The organism is Streptomyces sp. NPDC017676, assembly GCF_044329325.1.
GTDB lineage: Bacteria > Actinomycetota > Actinomycetes > Streptomycetales > Streptomycetaceae > Streptomyces.
The window spans coordinates 13,714-35,423 of the sequence record NZ_JBIRJA010000017.1; the positions used below are offsets into that span (position 1 = coordinate 13,714).

Annotated in this window: 16 protein-coding genes; 5 read left to right on the forward strand and 11 right to left on the reverse strand. The window is 71.2% G+C overall.

Features of this window, described 5'->3' with window-relative positions; genetic code table 11:
- Window positions 1-2 precede the first annotated feature (2 nt).
- The 5 genes from ACH4LD_RS31710 to ACH4LD_RS31730 all read right to left on the reverse strand — a co-directional run bounded on the left by ACH4LD_RS31710 (window position 3) and on the right by ACH4LD_RS31730 (window position 8,835).
- Window positions 3-980, reverse strand: coding sequence for an ABC transporter permease (locus ACH4LD_RS31710; RefSeq protein ID WP_014674771.1), 978 nt, complete (start codon window positions 978-980; stop codon window positions 3-5).
- Window positions 981-1,071: 91 nt separating this feature from the next.
- Window positions 1,072-2,865, reverse strand: a complete 1,794-nt coding sequence (locus ACH4LD_RS31715; protein ID WP_207928606.1) for an ABC transporter substrate-binding protein — start codon at window positions 2,863-2,865, stop codon at window positions 1,072-1,074.
- A 103-nt stretch (window positions 2,866-2,968) separates the two neighbouring features.
- Window positions 2,969-4,009 (reverse strand): ABC transporter permease, encoded by a 1,041-nt coding sequence (locus tag ACH4LD_RS31720; protein ID WP_398057729.1) that lies wholly within the window; start codon window positions 4,007-4,009, stop codon window positions 2,969-2,971.
- 492 nt (window positions 4,010-4,501) lie between these two features.
- The gene (gene typA / locus ACH4LD_RS31725) at window positions 4,502-6,418 is read right to left on the reverse strand and encodes a translational GTPase TypA (RefSeq protein ID WP_103817928.1); all 1,917 of its coding nucleotides are present in this window, start codon (window positions 6,416-6,418) and stop codon (window positions 4,502-4,504) included.
- 173 nt (window positions 6,419-6,591) lie between these two features.
- Window positions 6,592-8,835: an ABC transporter family substrate-binding protein gene (locus ACH4LD_RS31730; protein ID WP_398057728.1), complete on the reverse strand. Its 2,244-nt coding sequence runs from the start codon at window positions 8,833-8,835 to the stop codon at window positions 6,592-6,594.
- 397 nt (window positions 8,836-9,232) lie between these two features.
- On the opposite strand from ACH4LD_RS31730, the gene ACH4LD_RS31735 reads away from it, so the two are divergent.
- Genes ACH4LD_RS31735 through ACH4LD_RS31750 form a run of 4 tightly spaced genes read left to right on the forward strand, consistent with a single transcriptional unit; the run spans window position 9,233 to window position 13,094 of the window.
- Complete coding sequence (locus tag ACH4LD_RS31735) at window positions 9,233-9,520, forward strand: hypothetical protein (RefSeq protein ID WP_103817930.1); 288 nt, start codon at window positions 9,233-9,235, stop codon at window positions 9,518-9,520.
- A 28-nt stretch (window positions 9,521-9,548) separates the two neighbouring features.
- Window positions 9,549-10,370 (forward strand): hypothetical protein, encoded by an 822-nt coding sequence (locus ACH4LD_RS31740; protein WP_398057727.1) that lies wholly within the window; start codon window positions 9,549-9,551, stop codon window positions 10,368-10,370.
- Window positions 10,371-10,392: 22 nt separating this feature from the next.
- Window positions 10,393-12,324 carry a fumarate reductase/succinate dehydrogenase flavoprotein subunit gene (locus ACH4LD_RS31745; RefSeq protein ID WP_398057726.1) on the forward strand — a complete coding sequence of 644 codons (1,932 nt, stop codon included), beginning with the start codon at window positions 10,393-10,395 and terminating at the stop codon, window positions 12,322-12,324.
- On the forward strand, window positions 12,321-13,094 hold the full coding sequence (locus ACH4LD_RS31750) for a succinate dehydrogenase/fumarate reductase iron-sulfur subunit (protein ID WP_398057724.1): 774 nt from the start codon (window positions 12,321-12,323) through the stop codon (window positions 13,092-13,094). The genes ACH4LD_RS31745 and ACH4LD_RS31750 overlap by 4 nt, the downstream gene beginning before the upstream one ends.
- Here ACH4LD_RS31750 and ACH4LD_RS31755 read toward each other — a convergent pair.
- Window positions 13,072-14,319 (reverse strand): hypothetical protein, encoded by a 1,248-nt coding sequence (locus ACH4LD_RS31755; protein ID WP_398057723.1) that lies wholly within the window; start codon window positions 14,317-14,319, stop codon window positions 13,072-13,074. The genes ACH4LD_RS31750 and ACH4LD_RS31755 overlap by 23 nt on opposite strands.
- A gap of 80 nt (window positions 14,320-14,399) precedes the next feature.
- Between ACH4LD_RS31755 and ACH4LD_RS31760 the strand changes: the two genes are divergently transcribed.
- The gene (locus ACH4LD_RS31760; protein WP_398106201.1) at window positions 14,400-16,331 is read left to right on the forward strand and encodes a hypothetical protein; all 1,932 of its coding nucleotides are present in this window, start codon (window positions 14,400-14,402) and stop codon (window positions 16,329-16,331) included.
- Window positions 16,332-16,391: 60 nt separating this feature from the next.
- Here the strand turns inward: ACH4LD_RS31760 and ACH4LD_RS31765 are convergent, their stop codons facing one another.
- From ACH4LD_RS31765 to ACH4LD_RS31785, 5 genes are all read right to left on the reverse strand, one after another.
- A complete protein-coding gene (locus tag ACH4LD_RS31765) occupies window positions 16,392-18,980 on the reverse strand; it encodes a SpoIIE family protein phosphatase (protein WP_398057721.1) in 2,589 nt (862 codons plus the stop codon).
- Between the two features lie 272 nt (window positions 18,981-19,252).
- Complete coding sequence (locus tag ACH4LD_RS31770) at window positions 19,253-19,681, reverse strand: ATP-binding protein (protein ID WP_103818047.1); 429 nt, start codon at window positions 19,679-19,681, stop codon at window positions 19,253-19,255.
- Between the two features lie 112 nt (window positions 19,682-19,793).
- Window positions 19,794-20,219 (reverse strand): (deoxy)nucleoside triphosphate pyrophosphohydrolase, encoded by a 426-nt coding sequence (locus ACH4LD_RS31775; protein ID WP_398057720.1) that lies wholly within the window; start codon window positions 20,217-20,219, stop codon window positions 19,794-19,796.
- Window positions 20,220-20,249: 30 nt separating this feature from the next.
- Window positions 20,250-20,441, reverse strand: coding sequence for an SPOR domain-containing protein (locus tag ACH4LD_RS31780; protein WP_398057719.1), 192 nt, complete (start codon window positions 20,439-20,441; stop codon window positions 20,250-20,252).
- 387 nt (window positions 20,442-20,828) lie between these two features.
- Window positions 20,829-21,581 carry a GntR family transcriptional regulator gene (locus ACH4LD_RS31785; protein WP_103818049.1) on the reverse strand — a complete coding sequence of 251 codons (753 nt, stop codon included), beginning with the start codon at window positions 21,579-21,581 and terminating at the stop codon, window positions 20,829-20,831.
- Window positions 21,582-21,710 lie beyond the last annotated feature (129 nt).

Here is a 21,710-nt window from a genome sequence, read left to right on the forward strand (position 1 = left end):
TCCTAGGAGAGCCGGATGCGGGGGTCGATCCACGCGTAGGTGATGTCGGTAAGGATGTTGATGATCAGGATGAAGAAGGCGCCGAACAGCATGACCCCCATCGTCAGCGGCAGGTCCTTGTTGACCGCGCCGTCCACGGCGAGCCGGCCGATCCCCTGGAGGGAGAAGGTCAGTTCGGTGACGACGGCGCCGCCCAGCATGGAGCTGACATCGATGCCGAGCACGGTGACGATCGGGATGAGCGAGCCGCGCCAGGCGTAGCGCAGGAAGACGTACTTGCGCGACATGCCCTTGGCCCGGGCGGTGCGCACATGGTCCTCGGCGAGCTGTTCGATCATCGAGGAGCGCGCCATACGGGTGTACTGCGCGGTGAAGATCGTCGCCATCACACAGACCGGGATCGACATCCCGACGAACCAGCCGACCGGGTCCTGGGTGAGGGGCACGTACTTGGGGTCCTCCATCCAGCCGGTGCTGTAGACGAGGACCGTCAGGACGATCGGGCCGAGGAAGTAGATCTGGAACGAGCTCAGCACCATGGACGCGCCGGTGGCGACCTTGTCGACCAGTGTGCCGCGCCGGTAGGCGGCGATCATGCCCGCGCCGACGCCGATGACGAGGAAGACGATCGCGCCGCCGGCGGTCAGGGTGAGGGTCAGCGGGAACCGGTCCATGATGGTGCTCCAGACCATGTCACCCGAGTAGAACGACACGCCCAGGCAGGGGGCCGAGCAGTGCCCGGTCGGGAAGTCGCGGCCCGTCACGATGCCGGACATGAAGTCCCAGAACTGCTGGGCCAGGGGCAGGTTGAGCCCGAGGGCCTCCCGGATGTCCGCCAGCCGCTGGGGCGAACAGTCCTTGCCGCAGGCCAGGGAGGCGTAGTCGGAGGGTGCGGCCACGAAGAGGAAGAACGTCGCCGCCCCGATGAGGAAGAGCGTGACGAAGGCGCCGACCGTGCGCCGGATGATGAACTGAAGCATGGCGGGCTGGCTCTCTGCGGAGACGGAGGGAAGGGGCGCTCGGACAGGGGGCGCGCTCGCTGCGGAGCGCGCCCCCTTGATCAGCCGCGGGTCACGACTTCAGGTACAGCCGGTTGATGTCGATGAGGCTGGACACCGAGCCGTAGCGGGCACCGCCCACGTTGGAGCCGGAGATCTGGAACTGCTTCGTGTACCACAGCGGGGCCGCCGGGATGACGTTCTCCATCAGGTAGTGGTGCGCTTCCTTCCAGGTCTTGGCGGCGTCGGTCGGGTTCTGCGTCAGCGCCTTCTTGATGAGGGCGTCGACCTTCGGGTCCTTGACGTGCGAGTAGTTCGCGGAGCCGTCGAAGACCTGCGAGCCGTCGTAGATCGGGGTGACGACCGTGCCCGGGGACGGCCAGTCCTGGCCCCAGCCGGTGATGTAGGCGTCGTACGGGTTCTTGAGCTTGCCGATCTGCTCGTAGTAGCTCGCCGCGTCGACCTCCTTGGCGACGACGTCGAACCCGACCTTGGTGAGGGCGTCCTCGATGGCGACCTTGCGCTTCTGGCCGGCCTCGCTGTTGGCGTAGGCGAAGACGATCTTCTTCTCGGCGGCCGGGACGCCCTTGAGGATCTCCTTCGCCTTGGCGATGTTGCCCTGCGGGGTCTTCAGCCGGCCGTAGGGGTCGTAGCTCGGCTCGTAGCCGGGCAGCGTCGGCGCGAAGTAGTTCGGCGCGACGTCACCGCCGTAGGCGCCGCCCTCACCGGCGATGAGGGACTTGGAGTTGACCGCGTAGGTGACGGCCTCGCGGACCTTCTTGTCCTTGACCCGGTCGAGGTTGAAGGTCAGGGTCATGACGTAGGGCTGGTAGCCCTTGACCGTGCGCTTGCTGGCCTCGGGGTTGTTGATGACGTCCTGGATCTGCGTGGCCTCGACGCCGTTGGTGAGCTGGATGGCGTTCTTGTTGTCACCCTCGTCCGCGATCAGGCGCTTGGTCTGGGTGGACTCGGTGACGCCGAACTGGATGGTGAAGCCGTCGACGTACTGGTGGCGCACGGAGTCCGTCTTCGGGTCCCAGTTGGTGTTCTTGACCAGCTTCAGCGTCTTGCCGGCCTTGTTCTCGGCGATCTTGTACGGGCCGGTGGAGACCGGCTTCTTCTCGTACCTCTCCTTGGTGTCGCCCTTGGCCGGGACGACGGCGTAGCCGGCCATGGCGAGCGTCTGCGGCAGGTCCGGGCGCGGCTGGTCGAAGTGGAAGACCACGGTCTTGTCGTCCGGGGTGTCCAGCACGGAGGCCGGCAGGTGCTTGCCGTCGAAGCCGCCGCCGGGCAGGGCCTTGCGGTAGTCGGCGCCGCTCAGCCAGGTCTGGAGGTAGGTGGGGCCGTCGAAGATGAACTTCGCGTACAGGCGCTCCACGCTGTGCCGGACGTCGGCCGACGTGATCGGGTTGCCGTTCTCGTCCTTGATGCCGTCCTTCAGCGTGAAGGTCCAGGTCTTGCCGCCGTCGGAGGACTTGCCGGAGTCGGTGGCGAGGTCACCGACGACCGACACGTTGCCCTTGTCGTCCTCCTGGAACTGGGTCAGGCGGCGGAAGAGCAGGTTGGCGACCTGGCCGGCGTCGGAGACGTAGATCTGGCCGGGGTCCAGGTGGGACAGGCCCGCCTCCTGGTACACCGTGATCGTGCCGCCGGGTTTGGCGCCGGGCACGTCCTTCGCGGGTCCGGTCGAACCCGCGGCGTCGACGTAGGTGACCGCCTTCGACTGGACCGCCGCTTCCTTCTGGTCCTTCTTGGAGTCCTTGCCGGACTTGCCGCCCTCGTTCTTGGAGCAGCCCGTGAGAGCCAGGGAGCCGGCCGCGATGGCGATCACTACGGCACGCGCTCCGCGGGCGCGATGAGACATCATGTGGCGAATCCACCTACCTGTCGGTTGTTATCCGTGAGATCTGCCGGGCGCCGGCCGGGTGCGGGCCGGCGGGGGCGGCAGCCACCCCCACCCAACGGACGACCTACCGCCCGGACTTGGGGTCGAACGCGTCCCGTACGGAGTCCCCGAGGAGGTTGAAGCACAGGACGAAGATCACCAGCGCCACCCCGGGGAAGAACATGAACGCCGGGTCCTGCTCGGCGTACCGGGCGCCGGCGGCGAAGAGGCGTCCCCAGTCGGGCGTCGGCTCGACGAACCCGACGCCCGCGAAGGACAGGAAGGCGATGCTGAGGATGGTGCTGGGCAGTTGGTACGTGAACTGCACCAGGATCGGGGTGACGACGTTGGGCAGGATCTCCTTGCGCACGATCCGCCACGGCGAGGCGCCCGAGACCTTGGCCGCCTCCACGAACTCCCGTTCGCGCAGGGACAGTACGGTCGACCGGACCAGTCGGGCCATGCCCATCCAGCCCAGCAGCCACAGCACGATCAGCATGGCGAGGGCACGGAAGTAGGTCGGTGTCTCCTCGCGGGGGTCCACGAAGAAGGATGTGACGACGGGCATGAAGGCGATGAAGAACAGCTGTTGCGGGAAGGAGAGGAAGAAGTCGGTGCCGCGGCCGATCCAGTAGTCCGTGCGACCGCCGAAGTACCCGCCGATCAGGCCGATCACGACACCGGTGACCATGATGAGGACGGTGATGCCGAGCGCCATGTACAGCGAGGTGCGCATGCCGTACAGCAGCATGGCGTAGAGGTCGCGGCCGTACTGCGGTTCGACGCCGAACCAGTGGTCGCCGGAGACGCCCCCCAAGTACCCCAGCGGAAGCCCGAATTCGTCGAGGACGGGCTTGTCGGCGTAGGTGGGGTCCTGGCCGTACAGGGTGTACGGATCAGTGCCCGACAGCTTCGCCAGCAGCGGTGCGAGCAGGGCGACGACGAAGTAGCCGATCACCACCACGGCGCAGATGACGCCCGTGCGGTCGCGCTTGAAGCGCAGCCACATCAGCTGGCCGGGGGACCGGCCCGCGAGCTTGACGGGTTCGCTCTTCGTCTCCGGCCCTGGCGCGCCGTCGACGACGACCGAAGCCCCGCCGCCCTCTATATCGATAGGACTTGTCACGGTTCGTCCGTTTCACAGGTATGAGCGTGAGAGGTGTCCGCGTACTCCGAGAACGCGCGTGACCGCAGTCGGACGCGCGTAGTTACCGGGGTTCCCTCCTCATGACTTCACGTGTTCACCAACTGGCGAGGGTTTCCGTCTTCCCTCCGACACCCCTGACGGAGGGTCAGAAACCCCGTGGTGCTCGTGAGTCGGCGCTGTCCCCACAGCGCGAGACCCATTGACCCGAGCGCTACGCGGCTAACTATCTGCCATGGGTCGACCACCGACCACTGCCCGTAGATCTCAATTCAGTCACAGCTCACGCCTACACCTTCCAAAATCTGGACAAACTGTTCGCCAGAAGAAGGCGCGAAACGGACTTGTTACATGGCTATCGGGCAGTGATCTCCGCATGTCGGACATGGGGCGCCCGAAAACCGGTTGCAAAAAGCCCGGGTTCCCCCACGATGGGGGAACCCGGGCTCAGGTGGCCGGGAAGATGGCCTGGAATCAGCTGTGCTTGGCGCGGCTCGCGGCCCGCGCCCGCTCCCGCTGGTCGAGCACGACCTTGCGGATGCGAACGGCCTCCGGGGTCACCTCGACACACTCGTCGTCGCGGCAGAACTCCAGCGACTGCTCCAGCGACAGCTTGCGCGGCGGCACGATCGACTCGGTCACATCGGCCGTCGAGGACCGCATGTTGGTGAGCTTCTTCTCCTTGGTGATGTTGACGTCCATGTCGTCGGAGCGGGAGTTCTCGCCGACGATCATGCCCTCGTACACCTCGGTGCCCGGCTCCACGAAGAGCACGCCGCGCTCCTGAAGGTTCGTCATCGCGAACGCGGTGACAGCACCGGAGCGGTCGGCGACCAGGGAGCCGTTGTTCCGGGTCTGGAGCGGGCCGGCCCACGGCTCGAAGCCCTCGTGGATGGAGTGGGCGATGCCCGTGCCACGGGTCTGCGTCAGGAACTCGGTACGGAAGCCGATCAGGCCGCGGGAGGGGACGACCCACTCCATGCGGACCCAGCCGGAGCCGTGGTTGGACATGTTGTCCATGCGGCCCTTGCGCACGCCCATGAGCTGGGTGACGGCACCCATGTGCTCCTCGGGAACGTCGATCGTCATGCGCTCCATCGGCTCGTACGTCTTGCCGTCGACCTCCTTGGTGACGACCTGCGGCTTGCCGACGGTCAGCTCGTAGCCCTCGCGGCGCATGGTCTCGACCAGGATGGCGAGCGCCAGCTCACCACGGCCCTGCACCTCCCAGGCGTCCGGACGCTCGGTCTCCAGGACACGGAGGCTGACGTTACCGATCAGCTCGCGGTCCAGGCGGTCCTTGACCTGGCGGGCGGTGACCTTGCGGTCCTTGACGGCCGCCTTCTTGTCGGCGCCCTTGCCGGTGGCGCCACGGCCGACCAGCGGGGAGGTGTTGGTGCCGATCACCATGGAGATCGCCGGCTCGTCGACCTTGATCAGAGGCAGCGCGACCGGGTTCTCCGGGTCGGCCAGGGTCTCGCCGATCATGATGTCCGGGATACCGGCCACCGCGCAGATGTCACCCGGGCCCGCCTTCTCGGCCGGCTTGCGGGTGAGCGCCTCGGTCATCATCAGCTCGGAGATGCGGACGTTCTGCACGGAGCCGTCGCGCTTGATCCAGGCGACCGTCTGGCCCTTGCGCAGCTCGCCCTGCTCGACACGGAGCAGCGCGATACGGCCGAGGAAGTTGTCGGCGTCCAGGTTGGTGACGTGCGCCTGGAGCGGGGCGCCCTCCTCGTAGGTGGGGGCCGGGATGTGCTCCAGGATGGTGGAGAAGAACGGCTCCAGGCTGGTGGAGTCCGCCGGGACCGTGCCGTTGTCCGGCTTGGTCAGCGAGGCGATGCCGTCACGGCCGCAGGCGTAGACGATCGGGAACTCGATCTGCTCCTCGTCCGCGTCCAGGTCGAGGAAGAGGTCGTAGGTCTCGTTGACGACCTCGTCGATGCGGGCGTCCGGGCGGTCCGTCTTGTTGATGCACAGGATGACGGGGAGCCGGGCCTGGAGCGCCTTGCGCAGTACGAAGCGGGTCTGCGGCAGCGGGCCCTCGGAGGCGTCCACCAGCAGCACGACGCCGTCGACCATCGACAGACCGCGCTCGACCTCGCCGCCGAAGTCGGCGTGGCCGGGGGTGTCGATGATGTTGATGGTGATGGGCTCCCCGCCGTCCTTCGGGTGGTACTTGACCGCCGTGTTCTTGGCGAGGATCGTGATGCCCTTCTCACGCTCCAGGTCGTTCGAGTCCATGACGCGGTCGTCGACCTGGTCGAGCTGGTGGGCGGCGAAGGCACCGGCCTGCTTCAGCATCCCGTCGACGATGGTGGTCTTGCCGTGGTCGACGTGGGCGACGATGGCGACGTTGCGGATGTCGTGACGCGTAGAAAACGCAGTCATATTGTGGCGTACTCCCGGAGTGTGCGGACTGCCCTGCGCGTACGTCCGTGTCGCGCGGGCCCTGCCGGGCTGGACACGCCACGGCCTCACCCCATGGTACGTGGCCGCTGCCGCAGGAGCTCGCCGGGATACGTCGGTGCAGCTCAGGCCGCCTCCCACGCACCCGGCGGCGGCTATTTGGCCGGGCTCGGCGAAACCTTCGCCCCCTTCTTCAGGAAGCCCATGTCCTCGTAGACCGGCGTCCCGAAGCCGAAGGCCCCGGCGTTCACCACGTTCTTCCGGACCCCCACGAGCTGGGGCCGCTGGTAGAGCGGGATCGAGCCGGCGGCGGCCCAGATGCGGGAGTCGGCCTTGCGGATCAGGGAACGCGCCTCGTCCTCGTCCAGCGTGGTCGCGGCCTGGTCGAAGAGCTGGTCGACCTGGTCCGTGCCGACCCGTGTGTAGTTCTGCTCGACGTTCACCGAGCCGTCCGCCGCCGCGACCGGCTTGGCGTAGATGGGCCGGGCGTCGGTCGCCGGGAACGCGGAGGAGGGCCAGGAGTACAGGGCGAGGTCGTAGTCGCCGGCGGCGACGTGGTCCTTGAAGTAGCTCTCGTCGGAGACCTTCGTGATCGTCGTGCGGATACCGACCTGCTCCAGCATCGCGGAGATCCGCTCGGCGACCGAGTTCAGCGTGTCCGAGCCGGACCCGGAGGGCAGGACGAAGCGCAGCGCGAGCGCCTTGCCGTCCTTCGCGAGCGGTCCGGCGGGCGCGGCGGCCGGGGCGGCCGTGCCCTGGGGCGCGTACGCGCCGGGCGCGCCGCCGTGCTTGCCCTCCCGCACGAGGTGCTGGTCGGGGTGCTCGTGCTGGTCGCCGGCCGACTCGTGGTGCTTGCCCTTGCCGTCGCCGTCGGAACCGCCGTGGCTCCCGCCGTCGGCCTGGCTCCCGCCGTCGCCGGACCCGTCGTCACGGCCCTTCTCGTCGTCGTCCTCCCCGACGATGTACTCGCCGTCCTTGCCGCCGTTCGACACGTCCTCGGCGGGGCGCTCGGGGCCGGCCGCCTTCTCGGCCTTCTTCGGCTCCTTGATCGGGCCGCCGCGCACCCAGCCGGCGTCGGCGAGCAGCGCCTGCGCCTCCTTGGCGTCCTGGCCGCCGATCGCGCCGCTGCCGTCGGCGTAGGCGGCCTGCCCGGACAGGGCGAGGTGGCTGCCGACCGGCACGGCGGGCAGCCCCAGCGGGGTGAGCACCAGCCGGGCCAGCTCCACGCGGTCCAGGGCGCGGGCGACGGCCCGGCGGACCCGTTCGTCGGCGAGGGGACCTGTGGCGCCGTTGAGGGCGAGCTGGGTGTAGGCGGGCTCCAGGGACTTGCGGACCTCGACGTCCCGCAGCGCCTGCTGCTGCTCCAGGTAGCGGGTGATGGCCTTGCGCAGCTTCTGCTTGCCGGCGTGCACTTGGTCGGAGTCGAAGCCGTGCGCGAGCGCCCAGTCGCGCAGCTTCTTCGCGGAGGTCTTGCCCCCGGCGCCCTGGAGGGGGGTGCCGGTGCCCTTGGCGCGGCCCGCGAGGCCGATCCGCTGGGCGTCGGCGGAGTCGATCTCGGCGAGGTCCACGCTGCCGTCGGCGAGGGCGGCGGCCCGCTTGTCGCGCGCCACGGCGTGCAGCACGATCCCGTTCAGCTTGGCGGGCTTCCCCCACCAGCGGGGGTTGCGGGTGAGGACGACGTCCTTCTTGGCGGTGTCCACCTTCTCGACCTTGAAGGGCCCGGCGGTGACCTTCAGCTTGCGCCGGGCGCCGTCGTTGAAGGCGTCCGGGGTGCCCATGACGTCCTTCGGGTACAGCGGGGAGAACAGCGACTTCCAGTCGGCGTAGGGGCGGGAGAAGGTGACCCGGACCTGGAGGTCGCTGGCGCCGCGCTCGATCTTGGCGATCCGGTCGTAGCCGGCGTTGCGGGCGGTCCAGAAGGCACTGTTCTTACCGGACAGGGCGCGCCACTGGGCGACGAAGTCGGCGGCGCCGATCTCCCGGCCGTCGGTCCAGACGGCCTGCTGGTTCAGCTTGTACAGCACGACCTGGCGCGGCTCGGTCTCGATGACCTCGGCCGACTCCAGGTAGGCCGGGTTGGCCACCGGCCTGCCTGCGGCGTCCAGCCGGAACATGGACGGCAGCACGGCCTGGGCGACACGGCTGGTGCCGGCGTCGGCGTCGGCCTGGAAGGTGTTCAGGGTCTCCGGTACGGCGTCCACGGCCCACTTCAGGGTGCCACCGTCGGCGACCTTGTCACGGGTGACCAGGGCGATGTCCTGCGGTGCGAGCGGGGTGCCGGCCTCGTCGTCCTCGCCGCAGCCGGCGAGGAGGGGCACGGCCAGGGCGCTCGCGCTGAGGAGGGCGAGGGCCCGCCTCACCCGCCGGGACCGGTCGCCGGCCGACTGCGGGGGCGTCATGGCTGGTCGCGCCCCGCGGCAGAGCCGCCCGTCGATGGAGCCTCGCACCCCTTCGGGGCGCTGCCCAACGCCGTCGTAGGACATCTCTGCTACCTCCAGGAAGCCACGGGCCTTATGCTCGCATTTGTCGGTATATGGAGCTGATCACGTTTGGCGGTATATGGAGCTGATCAGATCTATGCGGCCACTGAAGAGGAAAGGATCCGGCCACGGTGGGCGACACGGCGACGACGGCCGGTAAGCCCACCCGTGCGGCGCAACACACCGGGCGGTGCATCCGTACGCCTCGGCCAATCGCTGCACATCCCTTCACACCGGCGGGCGCGAGGCGCAACACTCCAAGGCGCATGAACGTTGCCGCCCATGACCGCCGGACCCGCGGAAGCGAGGGCAAGTCATGTCCGTGCACGACGACATCAACGCCGTCCAGCGCTGTCTCGACGACCTCAACCGGTCGGTGAGCCGCCTGGAACACCAGCTCGGCAGCGCTCTGGAGATACGCCGGGTCCGCCTGGACGCCGACCATCTGCGTGAGAGCGTGGCACTGCTGCGGGAGGCCGCCGCGGCCCCGGCCACGCCGCACCGGCCCGACCTCGTCACCATCTCCGACGCGCCGTACGACATCAGCCTGTGGACGGACTCGGACGACGAGGGCCTGGGCGCCCGCGACCGCCGCGCCCCCTGACACTCCCCCGAACCGACCGGAGTCCCCCTTGGCTACTGGTACGGAACCCCAACACAACAGCGGTGGCGTACACGCCCGTACGCGCGCCGCGATCGCCGCCCCGCACCTGCGGACCGACCGCTGGTGGCTGGCGCCCGCCGCCACCGCGGCCGGCCTGCTGGCCTTCGTCGTCTACTCGACCTGGCGGGCCTTCGCGAACGCCCACTACTACGCGGCCCCGTACGTCTCGCCGTTCTACTCGCCGTGCCTGGCGGAGAACTGCCGGACGATGCGCGCCGGGCCCAACGCCGACCTCTTCGGGGGCTGGTGGGCAATCTCCCCCGCTGTCATCATCCTGATCTTCCCGCTCGGCTTCCGGCTGACCTGCTACTACTACCGCAAGGCGTACTACCGCGCCTTCTGGGCGTCCCCGCCCGCCTGCGCGGTGGCCGAGCCGCACCGGACGTACACCGGCGAGACCCGCTTCCCGCTCATCCTGCAGAACGTCCACCGGTACTTCTTCTACGCCGCCCTGCTGGTGGCCGGCGTGCTGACGTACGACACCGTGCTGGCCTTCCGGGACGAGCACTACCGGTGGGGGCACATGGGTCTCGGCACCCTGGTCTTCCTCGCCAACATCGGGCTGATCTGGGCGTACACCCTCTCGTGCCACTCCTGCCGGCACATCGTCGGCGGCAAGCTCAAGCACTTCTCCCGGCACCCCGTGCGCTACCGCGCGTGGCAGTTCGTCGGCCGGCTCAACGCCCGCCACATGCAGCTCGCCTGGGCCTCGCTGCTGAGCGTGGCGCTCGCCGACTTCTACGTCTACCTGGTCGCGTCCGGGGTCTTCGACGACCCGCGCTTCTTCTAGAGATCCAGTGAGGGACTGACTGATGTCCGTGGTCGACCGGCAGGAGTGGGACGTCGTCGTGGTCGGCGCCGGGGGCGCGGGCCTCCGCGCGGCGATCGAGGCGCGCGAGCGGGGCGCCCGTACGGCGGTGATCTGCAAGTCCCTGTTCGGCAAGGCGCACACGGTGATGGCCGAGGGCGGCATCGCGGCGGCGATGGCCAACGCCAACGAGCACGACACCTGGCAGGTCCACTTCCGCGACACCATGCGCGGCGGCAAGTTCCTCAACCAGTGGCGGATGGCCGAACTGCACGCGCAGGAGGCCCCGGACCGGGTGTGGGAGCTGGAGACCTGGGGCGCGCTGTTCGACCGTACGAAGGACGGCCGCATCTCGCAGCGGAACTTCGGCGGGCACGAGTACCCGCGCCTGGCCCACGTGGGCGACCGCACGGGCCTGGAGCTGATCCGCACGCTCCAGCAGAAGATCGTCGCGCTCCAGCAGGAGGACTTCAGGGAGACCGGGGACTACGAGTCCCGGCTGAAGGTCTTCCAGGAGTGCACGGTCACCCGGATCCTCAAGGACGGCGACCGCGTCTCGGGCGTGTTCGCCTACGACCGTGAGACCGGCCGCTTCCTCGTCCTCCAGGCACCGGCCGTCGTCCTCGCGACCGGCGGCATCGGCAAGTCCTTCAAGGTCACGTCCAACTCGTGGGAGTACACGGGCGACGGCCACGCGCTGGCGCTGCTGGCGGGCGCCCCGCTGCTCAACATGGAGTTCGTGCAGTTCCACCCGACGGGCATGGTCTGGCCGCCGTCGGTGAAGGGCATCCTCGTCACCGAGTCGGTCCGCGGGGACGGCGGGGTGCTGCGCAACTCCGAGGGCAAGCGGTTCATGTTCGACTACATCCCGGACGTCTTCAAGGAGAAGTACGCCGAGTCGGAGGAGGAGGCCGACCGGTGGTACGAGGACCCGGACCACAACCGCCGGCCGCCCGAACTGCTCCCCCGCGACGAGGTGGCCCGCGCCATCAACGCCGAGGTGAAGGCGGGCCGGGGCTCCCCGCACGGCGGGGTCTTCCTGGACGTGTCGACCCGGATGCCGGCCGAGGTGATCCGGCGCCGGCTGCCGTCCATGTACCACCAGTTCAAGGAGCTGGCGGACGTCGACATCACGGCCGAGGCGATGGAGGTCGGACCGACCTGCCACTACGTGATGGGCGGCATCGCGGTCGACTCCGACACGGCGGCGGCCCGCGGGGTGCCCGGGCTGTACGCGGCCGGTGAGGTGGCGGGCGGCATGCACGGCTCCAACCGGCTCGGCGGCAACTCCCTCTCCGACCTGCTGGTCTTCGGGCGCCGGGCCGGCTGGCACGCGGCGGAGTACGCCCGCGGGCCGGCCCAACGCCGCCCGCCCGTGGACGACGCCCAGGTCGGCACGGCGTCGGCGGAGGCGCTGCGGCCGTTCTCCGCCGGGGCGGAGGGCGAGGCGGGGCCGCCGGAGAACCCGTACACCCTGCACCAGGAACTCCAGCAGGCGATGAACGACCTGGTCGGCATCATCCGCCGCGAGGGCGAGATGGAGCAGGCCCTGCACAAGCTGGCGGAGCTGCGGGTCCGGGCCCGGCGGGCCGGCGTCGAGGGCCACCGCCAGTTCAACCCCGGCTGGCACCTCGCCCTGGACCTCAGGAACATGCTGCTGGTCAGCGAGTGCGTGGCCCGGGCCGCGCTGGAGCGCACCGAGTCGCGCGGCGGGCACACCCGCGAGGACCATCCCCGGATGGACCCGGCCTGGCGCAACGTGAACCTGCTGTGCACCCTCTCCGACCCCACCGGCGGCCTCGCGGCGACCGACCCGGCCCGCGGCCAGATCCGCCTCACCCGCGAGACCACCGAACCCATCCGCCCGGACCTGCTCGCCCTCTTCGAGAAGGAGGAGCTGGTCAAGTACCTCGCCGAAGAGGAGCTGTACGAGTGAGCAGCTACGAAGCCCGCTTCCAGGTGTGGCGGGGCGACGAACAGGGCGGCGGCCTCAAGGACTTCACGGTCGAGGTGAACGACGGCGAGGTGGTCCTGGACATCGTCCACCGCCTCCAGGCCACCCAGGCGCCCGATCTCGCCGTGCGCTGGAACTGCAAGGCGGGCAAGTGCGGTTCGTGCTCTGCGGAGGTCAACGGCCGGCCCCGGCTGCTGTGCATGACCCGCATGTCGGTCTTCGACCGCGCGGAGACGATCACGATCACCCCGCTGCGCGCCTTCCCGGTGATCCGGGACCTGGTGACGGACGTCGGCTTCAACTACCAGAAGGCGCGCGAGGTGCCGGCCTTCGTGCCGCCCCCCGGTCTGGGCCCCGGCGAGTACCGCATGTTCCAGGAGGACGTGGACCGCCCGCAGGAGTTCCGCAAGTGCATCGAGTGCTTCCTGTGCCAGAACACCTGCCATGTGGTGCGCGACCACGAGGAGAACAAGCAGGCGTTCGCCGGCCCCCGCTACCTGATGCGCGTCGCCGAACTCGACATGCACCCGCTGGACGCGGCCGCCGATACCGGCCTGGACCGCGGACGCGCCGCCCAGGACGACCACGGCCTCGGCTACTGCAACATCACCAAGTGCTGCACCGAGGTCTGCCCCGAGGGCATCAAGATCACCGACAATGCCCTGATCCCGCTGAAGGAACGCGCGGTGGACCGCAAGTACGACCCGCTGGTCTGGCTGGGTTCGAAGATCAGGAGGCGGTCGGGGGCGTAGCCACCCAGTCCTCCCGGTACGCCCGCCAGTCCGCCTCGGTGGCCGCGAAGTCCACGTAGAGGGCGACGCCGAAGCGGGCGCGGTCGGCGTCCGTGCGGCTCAGGCCGAGGCGGACCCCGCGCACGGCGGCCGGGACCGTCTCGGCGTGCGCCCAGTGGCCGAACCGGTTCTCGTGGTAGAAGGGCAGGCCCATCAGCAGGTCGGTGCTCTCGGGGGTGACCTCCAGGGCGAGGCTGGTCTGCTGGGCCACATAGCCGCCGTACAGGCTCTGCAGCGGCTGCATGGTGTCGTACGACATGACGGCGATCTGGTCCACACGGCGGGCCACCTGTCCGAAGTACGCCTGCGACCACCACTTGGGGTGGCCGGTGGTCGTGCCCCAGAAGGAGTGGAAGGCGGGCAGCGGGTCGATCTGGTGGGCGGCGACGGAGAGGACGGCGCCCCGGGCGTGGGTGAGGCCGCGCAGGTCGTCGAGGAGGGACAGGTAGTCGCGGTCGCCGGAGTGCAGGGGTTCCAGGTCGAAGTGGGTGCCCTCGAAGCCGGCGGCGAGGATCTGCCGGGCCGAGGTGACGATCGCCGCCCGGGTCGCGGCGCGCTCCAGGCGCAGGCCGTCCGGGCTCTCCGTGGCCAGCTTGTCGCCGAGCCAGGCCTGGACGCGGACGCCGGGGAGTTCCCGGTGGACGGCCGCGATCAGCCGGCGGGCCTTCGGATACGCCGACGCCGGAAGGGTCCCGTCGTGTTCGAGAGGCCCCGCGTGGACGTACAGGTCGCGGATCCCGGTGCCCCTCAGCCGGCGGGCGAGGGCCTCGACGTCCCGGTCGGTCCTCCGCCCGTCCACCCAGGCGTGCCCGAGCCAGAGGGCGTCCTGGTGGCGGGTACGGGTGCCGGGGGCCGGATCGCCGGTGTAGTTGAGCCGGAGGGCCGTCTCGGCGGTGAGGAGGGGGAGCAGGAGGACGGCGAGGAGACCGGCGGCGATCCGCAGCAGACGGCGTGTGCGGGGGCGGGCGCGGGGGGTGGGCTGGGTGGCGGGGTCGTCCGGGTGGGGATGTTGCCGCTCGGCGCGGGGCTGCTCCTCGCGCAGGGGCGCGGCACCGCGTTGTTCGTCCCGTGCTTCGTCGGTCGGGTCCTCGCCGGTCCGTGCTTCGTCGGTCGGATCTTCGTCGGTCCGGTCTTCGTCGGTCCGGTTCTTGTCGGGCCGGATGTCGTCGGTCCGGTTCTCGTCCATTGCGCCCCCCTGTCCGCCTGGTCCCCCACCCGTATCCATCCCGCTCGCGGAGCCGTCTACCTGCCCATACGCTCCGAAATGTGACGTCCTCGCTGTTCCGGGGCCGGCCCCGGCGGGCCACCGCGCACATACGGGTGCGGGTGGCGCATGCCGTGCTGGGCGCCCTGGTGGGGGCCGGGTGGCTGATGTTGCCGGTGATGACGGTGGATGCCCGTGATCCGGTTCCCGTGACCCCCGCCGGCGCGGTGGCGAGCGCTGTCGCGCCGCAGCAGGCCGGCACGTCGGCCGCCGACCTCGTACTGCCGCTCATCGCCGGGGTCGCGGCCGTGGCCCTGGCCGGATACGGCTGGCTGCGGCGCACCCGCCGGGCCCGGACCCGGACGACCCCGGGGATCGTCTCGACGCATCCGCCCGTGCCCGCCCCGGCCGACTCCGAACGCCAGGCCAGGGCGGCACTGCGGCTGGCCGACGACTGTGTGCGGGCCGGCCGGGAGGAACTGTCGTTCGTGCGGGAACGGTTCGGGGAACAGCGGACCGAGCCGTTCACGCACGCGCTGCGGGCCGCCGAGACGGAGCTGTCGGCGGCGTTCGCGATCTGGCGGCGGTACGAGGAGGGCGTCCCGGAGGAGGCGGGTGCCCGGCGCCAGGCGCTGGTCGGGGTGATCGGCCGCTGCGCGGAGTCCGGGCGCCGGCTGGACGGGGAGGCGGAGGCGCTGGACCGGTTGCGGGGCCTCGCGGCGGACGAGGACGGGATGCGCGCGGCGCTGGAGGTGGCCGAGGAGCGGTTCCGGGAGCTGGCGGCGCGGACCATGGCCGCGCAGCGGACCCTGGCGGCGCTGCGGGAGCGGTACGCGCCCTCGGCCACCGGGTCCGTCACCGGGTACGTCGAACAGGCCAAGGACCGGCTGGTGTTCGCCGGCGCGCGGCTGAACGAGGCCCGGCAGGCCGCCGATGTGGGCGAGACGCTGAGGGCCGCGTGGCAGTTGCGGGCCGGCGAGGGTGCGGTGGCCCAGGCGGGGGTGCTGGTGGGCGGCGTGGAGCGGCTCGCGGACCAGGTGCGGGTGGCGGCGGGGCTGGTACCGGCCGCGCTGACCGGCGCGGAAGCGGAGTTGGCGACGGCCCGCGGCACTGCGCCGACACCGGCCGAGCCGCATGCCCGGCCGACGCCCACGGGGCCGACGCCGGCCCGCCCCGAGACCGGGCAGGCCCCGCCGGCCTCGGGCGAACCGCCTGCCCGGTCCCCCCACGTCGACGAGGCGCTGGCGGCGGTCCGGCACACCTCACCGGCGTCGGACGAGCCGCCCGTCCAGCCGACGCCCACCGACGAAGGGCCGACGCCGGCCCGCGCCGAGACCGAGCAGGCCCCGCCGGCCTCGGGCGAACCGCCTGCCCGGTCCCCCCACGTCGACGGGGCGCTGGCGGCGGTCCGGCACACCTCACCGGCGTCGGACGAGCCGCCCGTCCAGCCGACGCCCACCGACGAAGGGCCGACGCCGGCCCGCGCCGAGACCGAGCAGGCCCCGCCGGCCTCGGGCGAACCGCCTGCCCGGCCTGCCCATGTCGACGGGGTGCTGGCGGCGGTCCGTGCGGAGCTGACCGGTGGGCCGTACGACCCGCTGGACGCGCTGCGCCGGATCACCCGGGCCGTCCAGCGGCTGACGGGGGTGCGGTCGGGGGTGCTGGGCACGGCGGCGCTGCTCGTGGCGCGGAGTTCGGTCGCCGGGGCGGAGGAGTTCGTCGGGGTGCACCGGGGGGCGGTGGGTACGGAGGCCCGGGCCCGGCTGGCGGAGGCGGTCCGCGAGCTGGGCACGGACAACGCGGGGTGGGCCGACGTCGTGGCCGGGCAGGCGCGGAGGCTGGCCGACCGGGATGTCCGGGCCCACGGCACCGAGGGAGACGCGGCCGGTCTCGCCGGTGCGCTCCTGGGCGGCATCCTCCTCGGAGAGGACCCGGACGGCGGTCCCCCGCCCGCGTTCGGCGGCCCACAGACCCGCTCCCGGCTGCACAGGTAATCCGGCCGAGACGCCCCCCGGACCGGCACCCGAAGCGTGGGCCCCTCAGGGCCCGGCCAGTCAGAACAGGCTCAGGAGTGCCTCTGCCGGGTCGGTGAGGTGGCCCTCTCCGCCGGGCAGCGGCAGCTCGAACCAGACCGTCTTGCCGCGGGGGGTGCGCCGGGAGCCCCAGGCCGCGCTGAGCAGCCCGACCAGTTGGAGTCCGCGTCCGCCCTCGTCGGTGTCCCGGGCCCGTCGGCGCCGGGGCTGGACCAGGCCGGAGTCCCAGACCTCGCAGACCAGGGTGCGGTCCAGCAGCAGCCGTAGCCTGATGTCCCCCTCGCCGTACCGGAGCGCGTTCGTCACCAGCTCGCTGACCAGCAGTTCCGTCGTGTCGACCAGCGGCTCCAGATCCCAGGACAGCAACTGTCCGCGGGCGTACTCCCGGGCCCGGCCCACACTGCGCGGCTCGCGCGGCAGCGTCCAGTCGCCGACGGACTCGGCGGGCAGCCCCTGCACCCGGGCCATCAGCAGGGCGATGTCGTCCTCGCCGTGGTGGGTGTCGAGGGTGTTGAGGACGTGGTCGCAGACGTCCTCCAGGGGCCGGGCGGGGTCGGTGAGCGCGCCGACGAAGGCCTGGAGCCCCTCGTCCAGCGGATGGTCGCGGGATTCGACCAGGCCGTCCGTGTACAGCGCGAGCAGCGCCCCCTCGGGGAGTTCGACCTCGACCTCCTCGAACGGCTCGCCGCCCACGCCCAGCGGCATACCCGGCGGCACGTCGAGCATCAGCGCCGCCTCACCGGGCTCCACCAGCACCGGCGGCAGATGCCCGGCGTTGGCGAACGTACAGCGTCTGGTGACGGAGTCGTAGACGGCGTACACGCACGTCGCGAGGTACACCTCGGAGAGGTCCGCGTCCCGGGGCTGACGGGCCGTACGGGTCGCCTGCTGGACACCGCCCGGGGTGCCGAGGCCCCGCGCGATCTCGTCCAGCGCCGAGAGCACTTCCGCCGGTTCCAGGTCCAGCAGGGCCAGCGTGCGGACGGCGGTGCGGAGTTCGCCCATCGCCACCGCCGCCCTGAGGCCCCGGCCCATGACGTCCCCGACCACCAACGCGGTGCGGTGACCGGGGAGTTCGATGACGTCGAACCAGTCGCCGCCCACCTCCGTCGCCGCGTTGCCGGGCAGGTAGCGGCAGGCGATGTCCAGGCCGGACGCCTCGGGGTCGCCGGGTGGGAGCAGGGAGCGTTGCAGTATCAGCGCCCGTTCGTGTTCCCGGCGGTACAGGCGCGCGTTGTCGATGCAGACGGCGGCCCGTGCGGCCAGTTCGACCGCGAGGTCACGGTCGCGGTCGCCGAACGGCTCGCTGCCCTTCGTCCGGGCGAACTGCGCGAGTCCCACGACCGTGTCGTGGGCGACCATCGGCACCGCCAGCGTGGACTGCACGAGACCGCCCTCCTCGGCGGGCACGTGCTGCGGACGGGCGGTGCGCAGGGCGTCCGCGCAGGGCGAGGTGAACGGGAAGTGGTGGACCGCGCCCACCTCGACGCGCTTGCCGGAACTGCCGAAGGGCGCGCCGGAGACGGCGCTGGCGTAGGCGACGCGGCGCAGTTCGGCGCTGCCGTCGGCGAGGCCGGGCGGGGTCTCGTCGCCGGTCAGCAGGCCCTGGTAGAGGTCGACGGTGGCGAGGTCGCAGAAGCCGGGGACGACGACGTCGAGGAGTTCGCGGGCCGTGGTCTCCAGGTCGAGGGAGTTCCCTATGCGGGCGCCGGCCTCGTTGAGCAGGGCGAGGTTGCGCCGGGCGGCTGCGGCCTCGCGGGCGGCGGCGCGACGGGAGGTGATGTCGGTGCCGAGCCAGGCGATGCCGATGGGCCGGCCGCTGCCGCTGTGCACGCGGTAGAGGTTGACCGACCAGTGCCGGCGTTCCTCGGAACCCGGGACGAAGCCGGTGACGTGCATGTCGGTGATGGACTCGCCGCTCTCCAGCACCCGCCGCAGGGTGGCCGAGACCCGCTCGGCCTCGCCGCGCGGCAGGTAGTCGTGAACTCCCTTGCCCCGGTGGTCGTCCGGGGTGCCGCCGAAGACGGAGACGAACCGCAGGTTGGCGCGGCGCACCCGCAGGTCCGTGTCGATCAGCAGGAAACCGAAAGGGGATTGACCGAAAATTGCCTGCGAGGCGGCGAGGTCGGTCTCGATGCTGCGTAGGGTGCGGACGTCCACGACGATGCACACGGCGGCCTTGTCGCCCTCGGCGGTGCGCGTCGGCATGACGTACACCTCGGCCAGGCCCTCCTCGCCGCGCGTGCCGTCCGGCCCGTCCGGCATCCGGAACGGCACCACTCCGGTCCACTCGCGCCCGTCGAGGATTTCGGCCATCTTCCGCTGGCCGCGCTCGCGCAGGTCCGGATCGATGAAGGCCTCTATCGGGTCCATGCCGACGGCGCGCGCGGCGGGGATGCCGAAGAGCTGCTCGGCGCGCAGGCTCCACTGGTCGACCAGCCCGCCGGGACTGATGGAGAAGGACGCGACCTTGATGTAGTCGTAGATGGAACCGGGCGGACTGCTCTGCCACATGGCGTCACCGGGTGCCGCGGCGGCCTCCGCGGCCTGCCTCCTCGCGCCGTCCGACGGGTCCTCGGACTCCGTGGCCTTCGCTGGTATCTCGCTCACGCGAACCGTCCCCTCCAGCTCACCGCGTCCGGCACCGGTCACCGGGGGCGGCTGCCCGCAGTATCCAGCACTACGGCGCCGCACGACACGGTGTTCACGATCACAGCTCGGTCCAGGTGCTTTTCAGACCGGTCCGTGACAACACTTCCACTCTTCTAACCAGGGAACACACCGCCGAATCACACACCGCGGGACCACGTGCGCCCCCGGCGCGCACCATGGACGGCACGCCGTCGGCTGTACACCCCCGTGCCCCTGTGTGTGCCGTGCCGTCACCCGGGCACCGCCAGTTCGAACCAGACGGTCTTTCCGTTCGCCCCGGGCCGGGTGCCCCAGCTCAGCGAGGAGCCGGCGACCAGCTGGAGGCCGCGTCCGCTCTCGTCCTCGGGGTGGGCGACGCGTTCGCGGGGCAGGTCGGGGAGCGGGTCGGAGACCTCCACGCGCAGCCTGCCGTCGAGCCCGGCGGGGCGGACGAGCCGTACGCCGATGGGGCCGGTGGCATGCCGCAACGAGTTGGTGACCAGCTCACTGACCAGCAGCGCGGCGAGGTCGGCGACGCAGTCGAGGTGCCAGCCGTGCAGCTGGGACCGGACCGCCGCGCGGGCGCTGCGCACGGCGCCCGGTTCGGCGGGAAACGTCCACTCGGCGCAGTCGCCATCGGTGTCGATCACGCCGATCACTTCCCAGGCCAGCGAGCCCACCCATGTCCGGTTTCATGGGGTTAATGGGCCCATACCCGATATCCGGGTGGCAGTACCGCGCGAGAGGGCGCACTGTGGCACGAACGGGCGCTCCCGCCCGGGGGCCGTGCACCTACGCCCCGCGCCCGATCGTGGGCGCCACCTCCCGGACCGCCGGGACATCCTGGTCGAGCCAGTCGACCTCCCAGATACGGTCCGGCGTCAGCCAGCGCAGTTCGTCGTGGTCCTGGAGCGGCCGGGGCGGGGGCGAGCCGGGGCGCAGGCGGGCGGTCCACACACGGAGGACGTACGGCGTCCGCAGCGGCCACTCGCCGGGCACACGGTCGACCGGCTCGGCGTCGACGCCCAGTTCCTCACGCAGCTCACGCACCAGCGCGTCCTCGGGTCGCTCCCCCGCCTCGACCTTGCCGCCGGGCAGCTCCCAGCGCCCGGCCAGGTCGGCGGGCGCGCTGCGGCGCGCGGCCAGCAGCCTGCCGCCGTCGAGCAGGGCGGCTCCCACCACCACGATCCGTTCCGCCCCGGGAGTCGTACGCGTCATGGGGCGGAGCCTACGGGAGCGCGCGACCGGTCAGTTCTGCGCGCCGTCCCCGTTCTGGCCGATGCGCTCGACCCAGTAGAGCTGTTTGTGCCCCCGGTCGTCGAGGCTGTCGGCGATCTTCTGCGCCTCGGCGCGGGTCGCGTACCGGCCGACTCGGTAGCGATTGCCGTTGTCGTCCTGCCGTATCACGATCCAGGGCAGGGACACCGTGCCCTCACTCATGGCCCCCACCGCCCGCGTTCCTTCTCGCACCGCCCCGCCCTCCCCCGGGCCCGGGCCCCCGCCGGGCCCCGTCCAAGGAAACCGCAATCCGCATATGCCCGAGCGTACGCCCAACCTTTACGCTGCGAATACGGCTTTTCACAAAGAGGTACGCATCGAGCCAGAACGCCGGGGGCGCACGGGACCGAACGCGCCGTCGGGAACGCGGCCGCCCCGGGTCGGGGGCATGCCGAAGGCACCCCGGGCCACCTGCGAGAACGGCCGGATCGATGCGGCTCGTGCGGCGTCGGCGGGGGCGGCACCGCGCCGGTGACGGCCCGGGCGGCGCATCGGGGTGTGCGCTACCTCACGCGCAGGGGCGCGCGGACGGCCGCCGGGCGGGGGCGTTCACTTGACGGGCAGGTGGTAGGCGACCCGGTAGCGGTCGGCCGGGATGACCACGTCGGCGGTCTCCACCGGGCGCCCGGAGGCGAAGTAGGTGCGCTGGACGACCAGGACCACGTGCCCGGGGACACCGCCGAGCAGGTGCAGTTCCTCGGCGAGACCGGGGCGGGCGCCGACCTCCTCGGTGACGTTGTCCACGATGATGTCGATGGCGCGCATGCGCTCGACCACGCCCATCCCGCCGAGCGGCCCCTCCTCCGGCAGCATCACCGGGGTGCGGCCGGTGACCGCGAGGGGTTCCCAGGAGGTGGAGAGCATCATCGGCTCGCCGCCCTCCCGGAACAGGTACTTGGTGCGCATGACCCGGTCGCCGGTCTGGATCGCGAGCCGCTCGGCGATGGCCGCCCCGGCCTCGGTCTGCGCGCTGCTGGACTCCCAGGTGCCGCGCACCGACGCGTCGGCCTGCTCCTGGCGGAACGGGGTGGCGCCGCCGGCCGGACGGTATCCGGAGCGGGCGACCCGCCGGGGCACGGGCCGCTCGCGCACGTACGTCCCCGAGCCGGAGCGGCCCTCGACCAGCCCCTCGGCCATCAGCACTTTGCGGGCCTCCAGCGCGACCGTGTCCGAGACGCCGTACTCCTCGCGGATGCGGGCCTGGGAGGGCAGGCGGGTGTGGGGCGGCAGTGAACCGTCGACGATCTTCTTGCGGAGATCACCCGCGACACGCAGGTACGCCGGCTGCTCACCGAAAGTCACTGGCCGCTCCCATCAGGTTGTACAGACAGCAACAGCCTGGCAACCCTGGGTTGAGCCATGCAAGCAAAGGCCAGAGAATCACTCGATGTGATGACAAAAGCCTGGGGTGGGCTTTACCCAGGCGCTTTC

Coding starts and splice junctions, on each gene's coding strand:
- ACH4LD_RS31710 (WP_014674771.1), bottom strand. CDS start 980: ATGCTTCAGTTCATCATCCGGCGCACGGTCGGCGCCTTCGTCACGCTC.
- ACH4LD_RS31715 (WP_207928606.1), bottom strand. CDS start 2,865: ATGATGTCTCATCGCGCCCGCGGAGCGCGTGCCGTAGTGATCGCCATC.
- typA (WP_103817928.1), bottom strand. CDS start 6,418: ATGACTGCGTTTTCTACGCGTCACGACATCCGCAACGTCGCCATCGTC.
- ACH4LD_RS31730 (WP_398057728.1), bottom strand. CDS start 8,835: ATGACGCCCCCGCAGTCGGCCGGCGACCGGTCCCGGCGGGTGAGGCGG.
- ACH4LD_RS31735 (WP_103817930.1), top strand. CDS start 9,233: ATGTCCGTGCACGACGACATCAACGCCGTCCAGCGCTGTCTCGACGAC.
- ACH4LD_RS31745 (WP_398057726.1), top strand. CDS start 10,393: ATGTCCGTGGTCGACCGGCAGGAGTGGGACGTCGTCGTGGTCGGCGCC.
- ACH4LD_RS31755 (WP_398057723.1), bottom strand. CDS start 14,319: ATGGACGAGAACCGGACCGACGACATCCGGCCCGACAAGAACCGGACC.
- ACH4LD_RS31775 (WP_398057720.1), bottom strand. CDS start 20,219: ATGACGCGTACGACTCCCGGGGCGGAACGGATCGTGGTGGTGGGAGCC.
- ACH4LD_RS31780 (WP_398057719.1), bottom strand. CDS start 20,441: ATGAGTGAGGGCACGGTGTCCCTGCCCTGGATCGTGATACGGCAGGAC.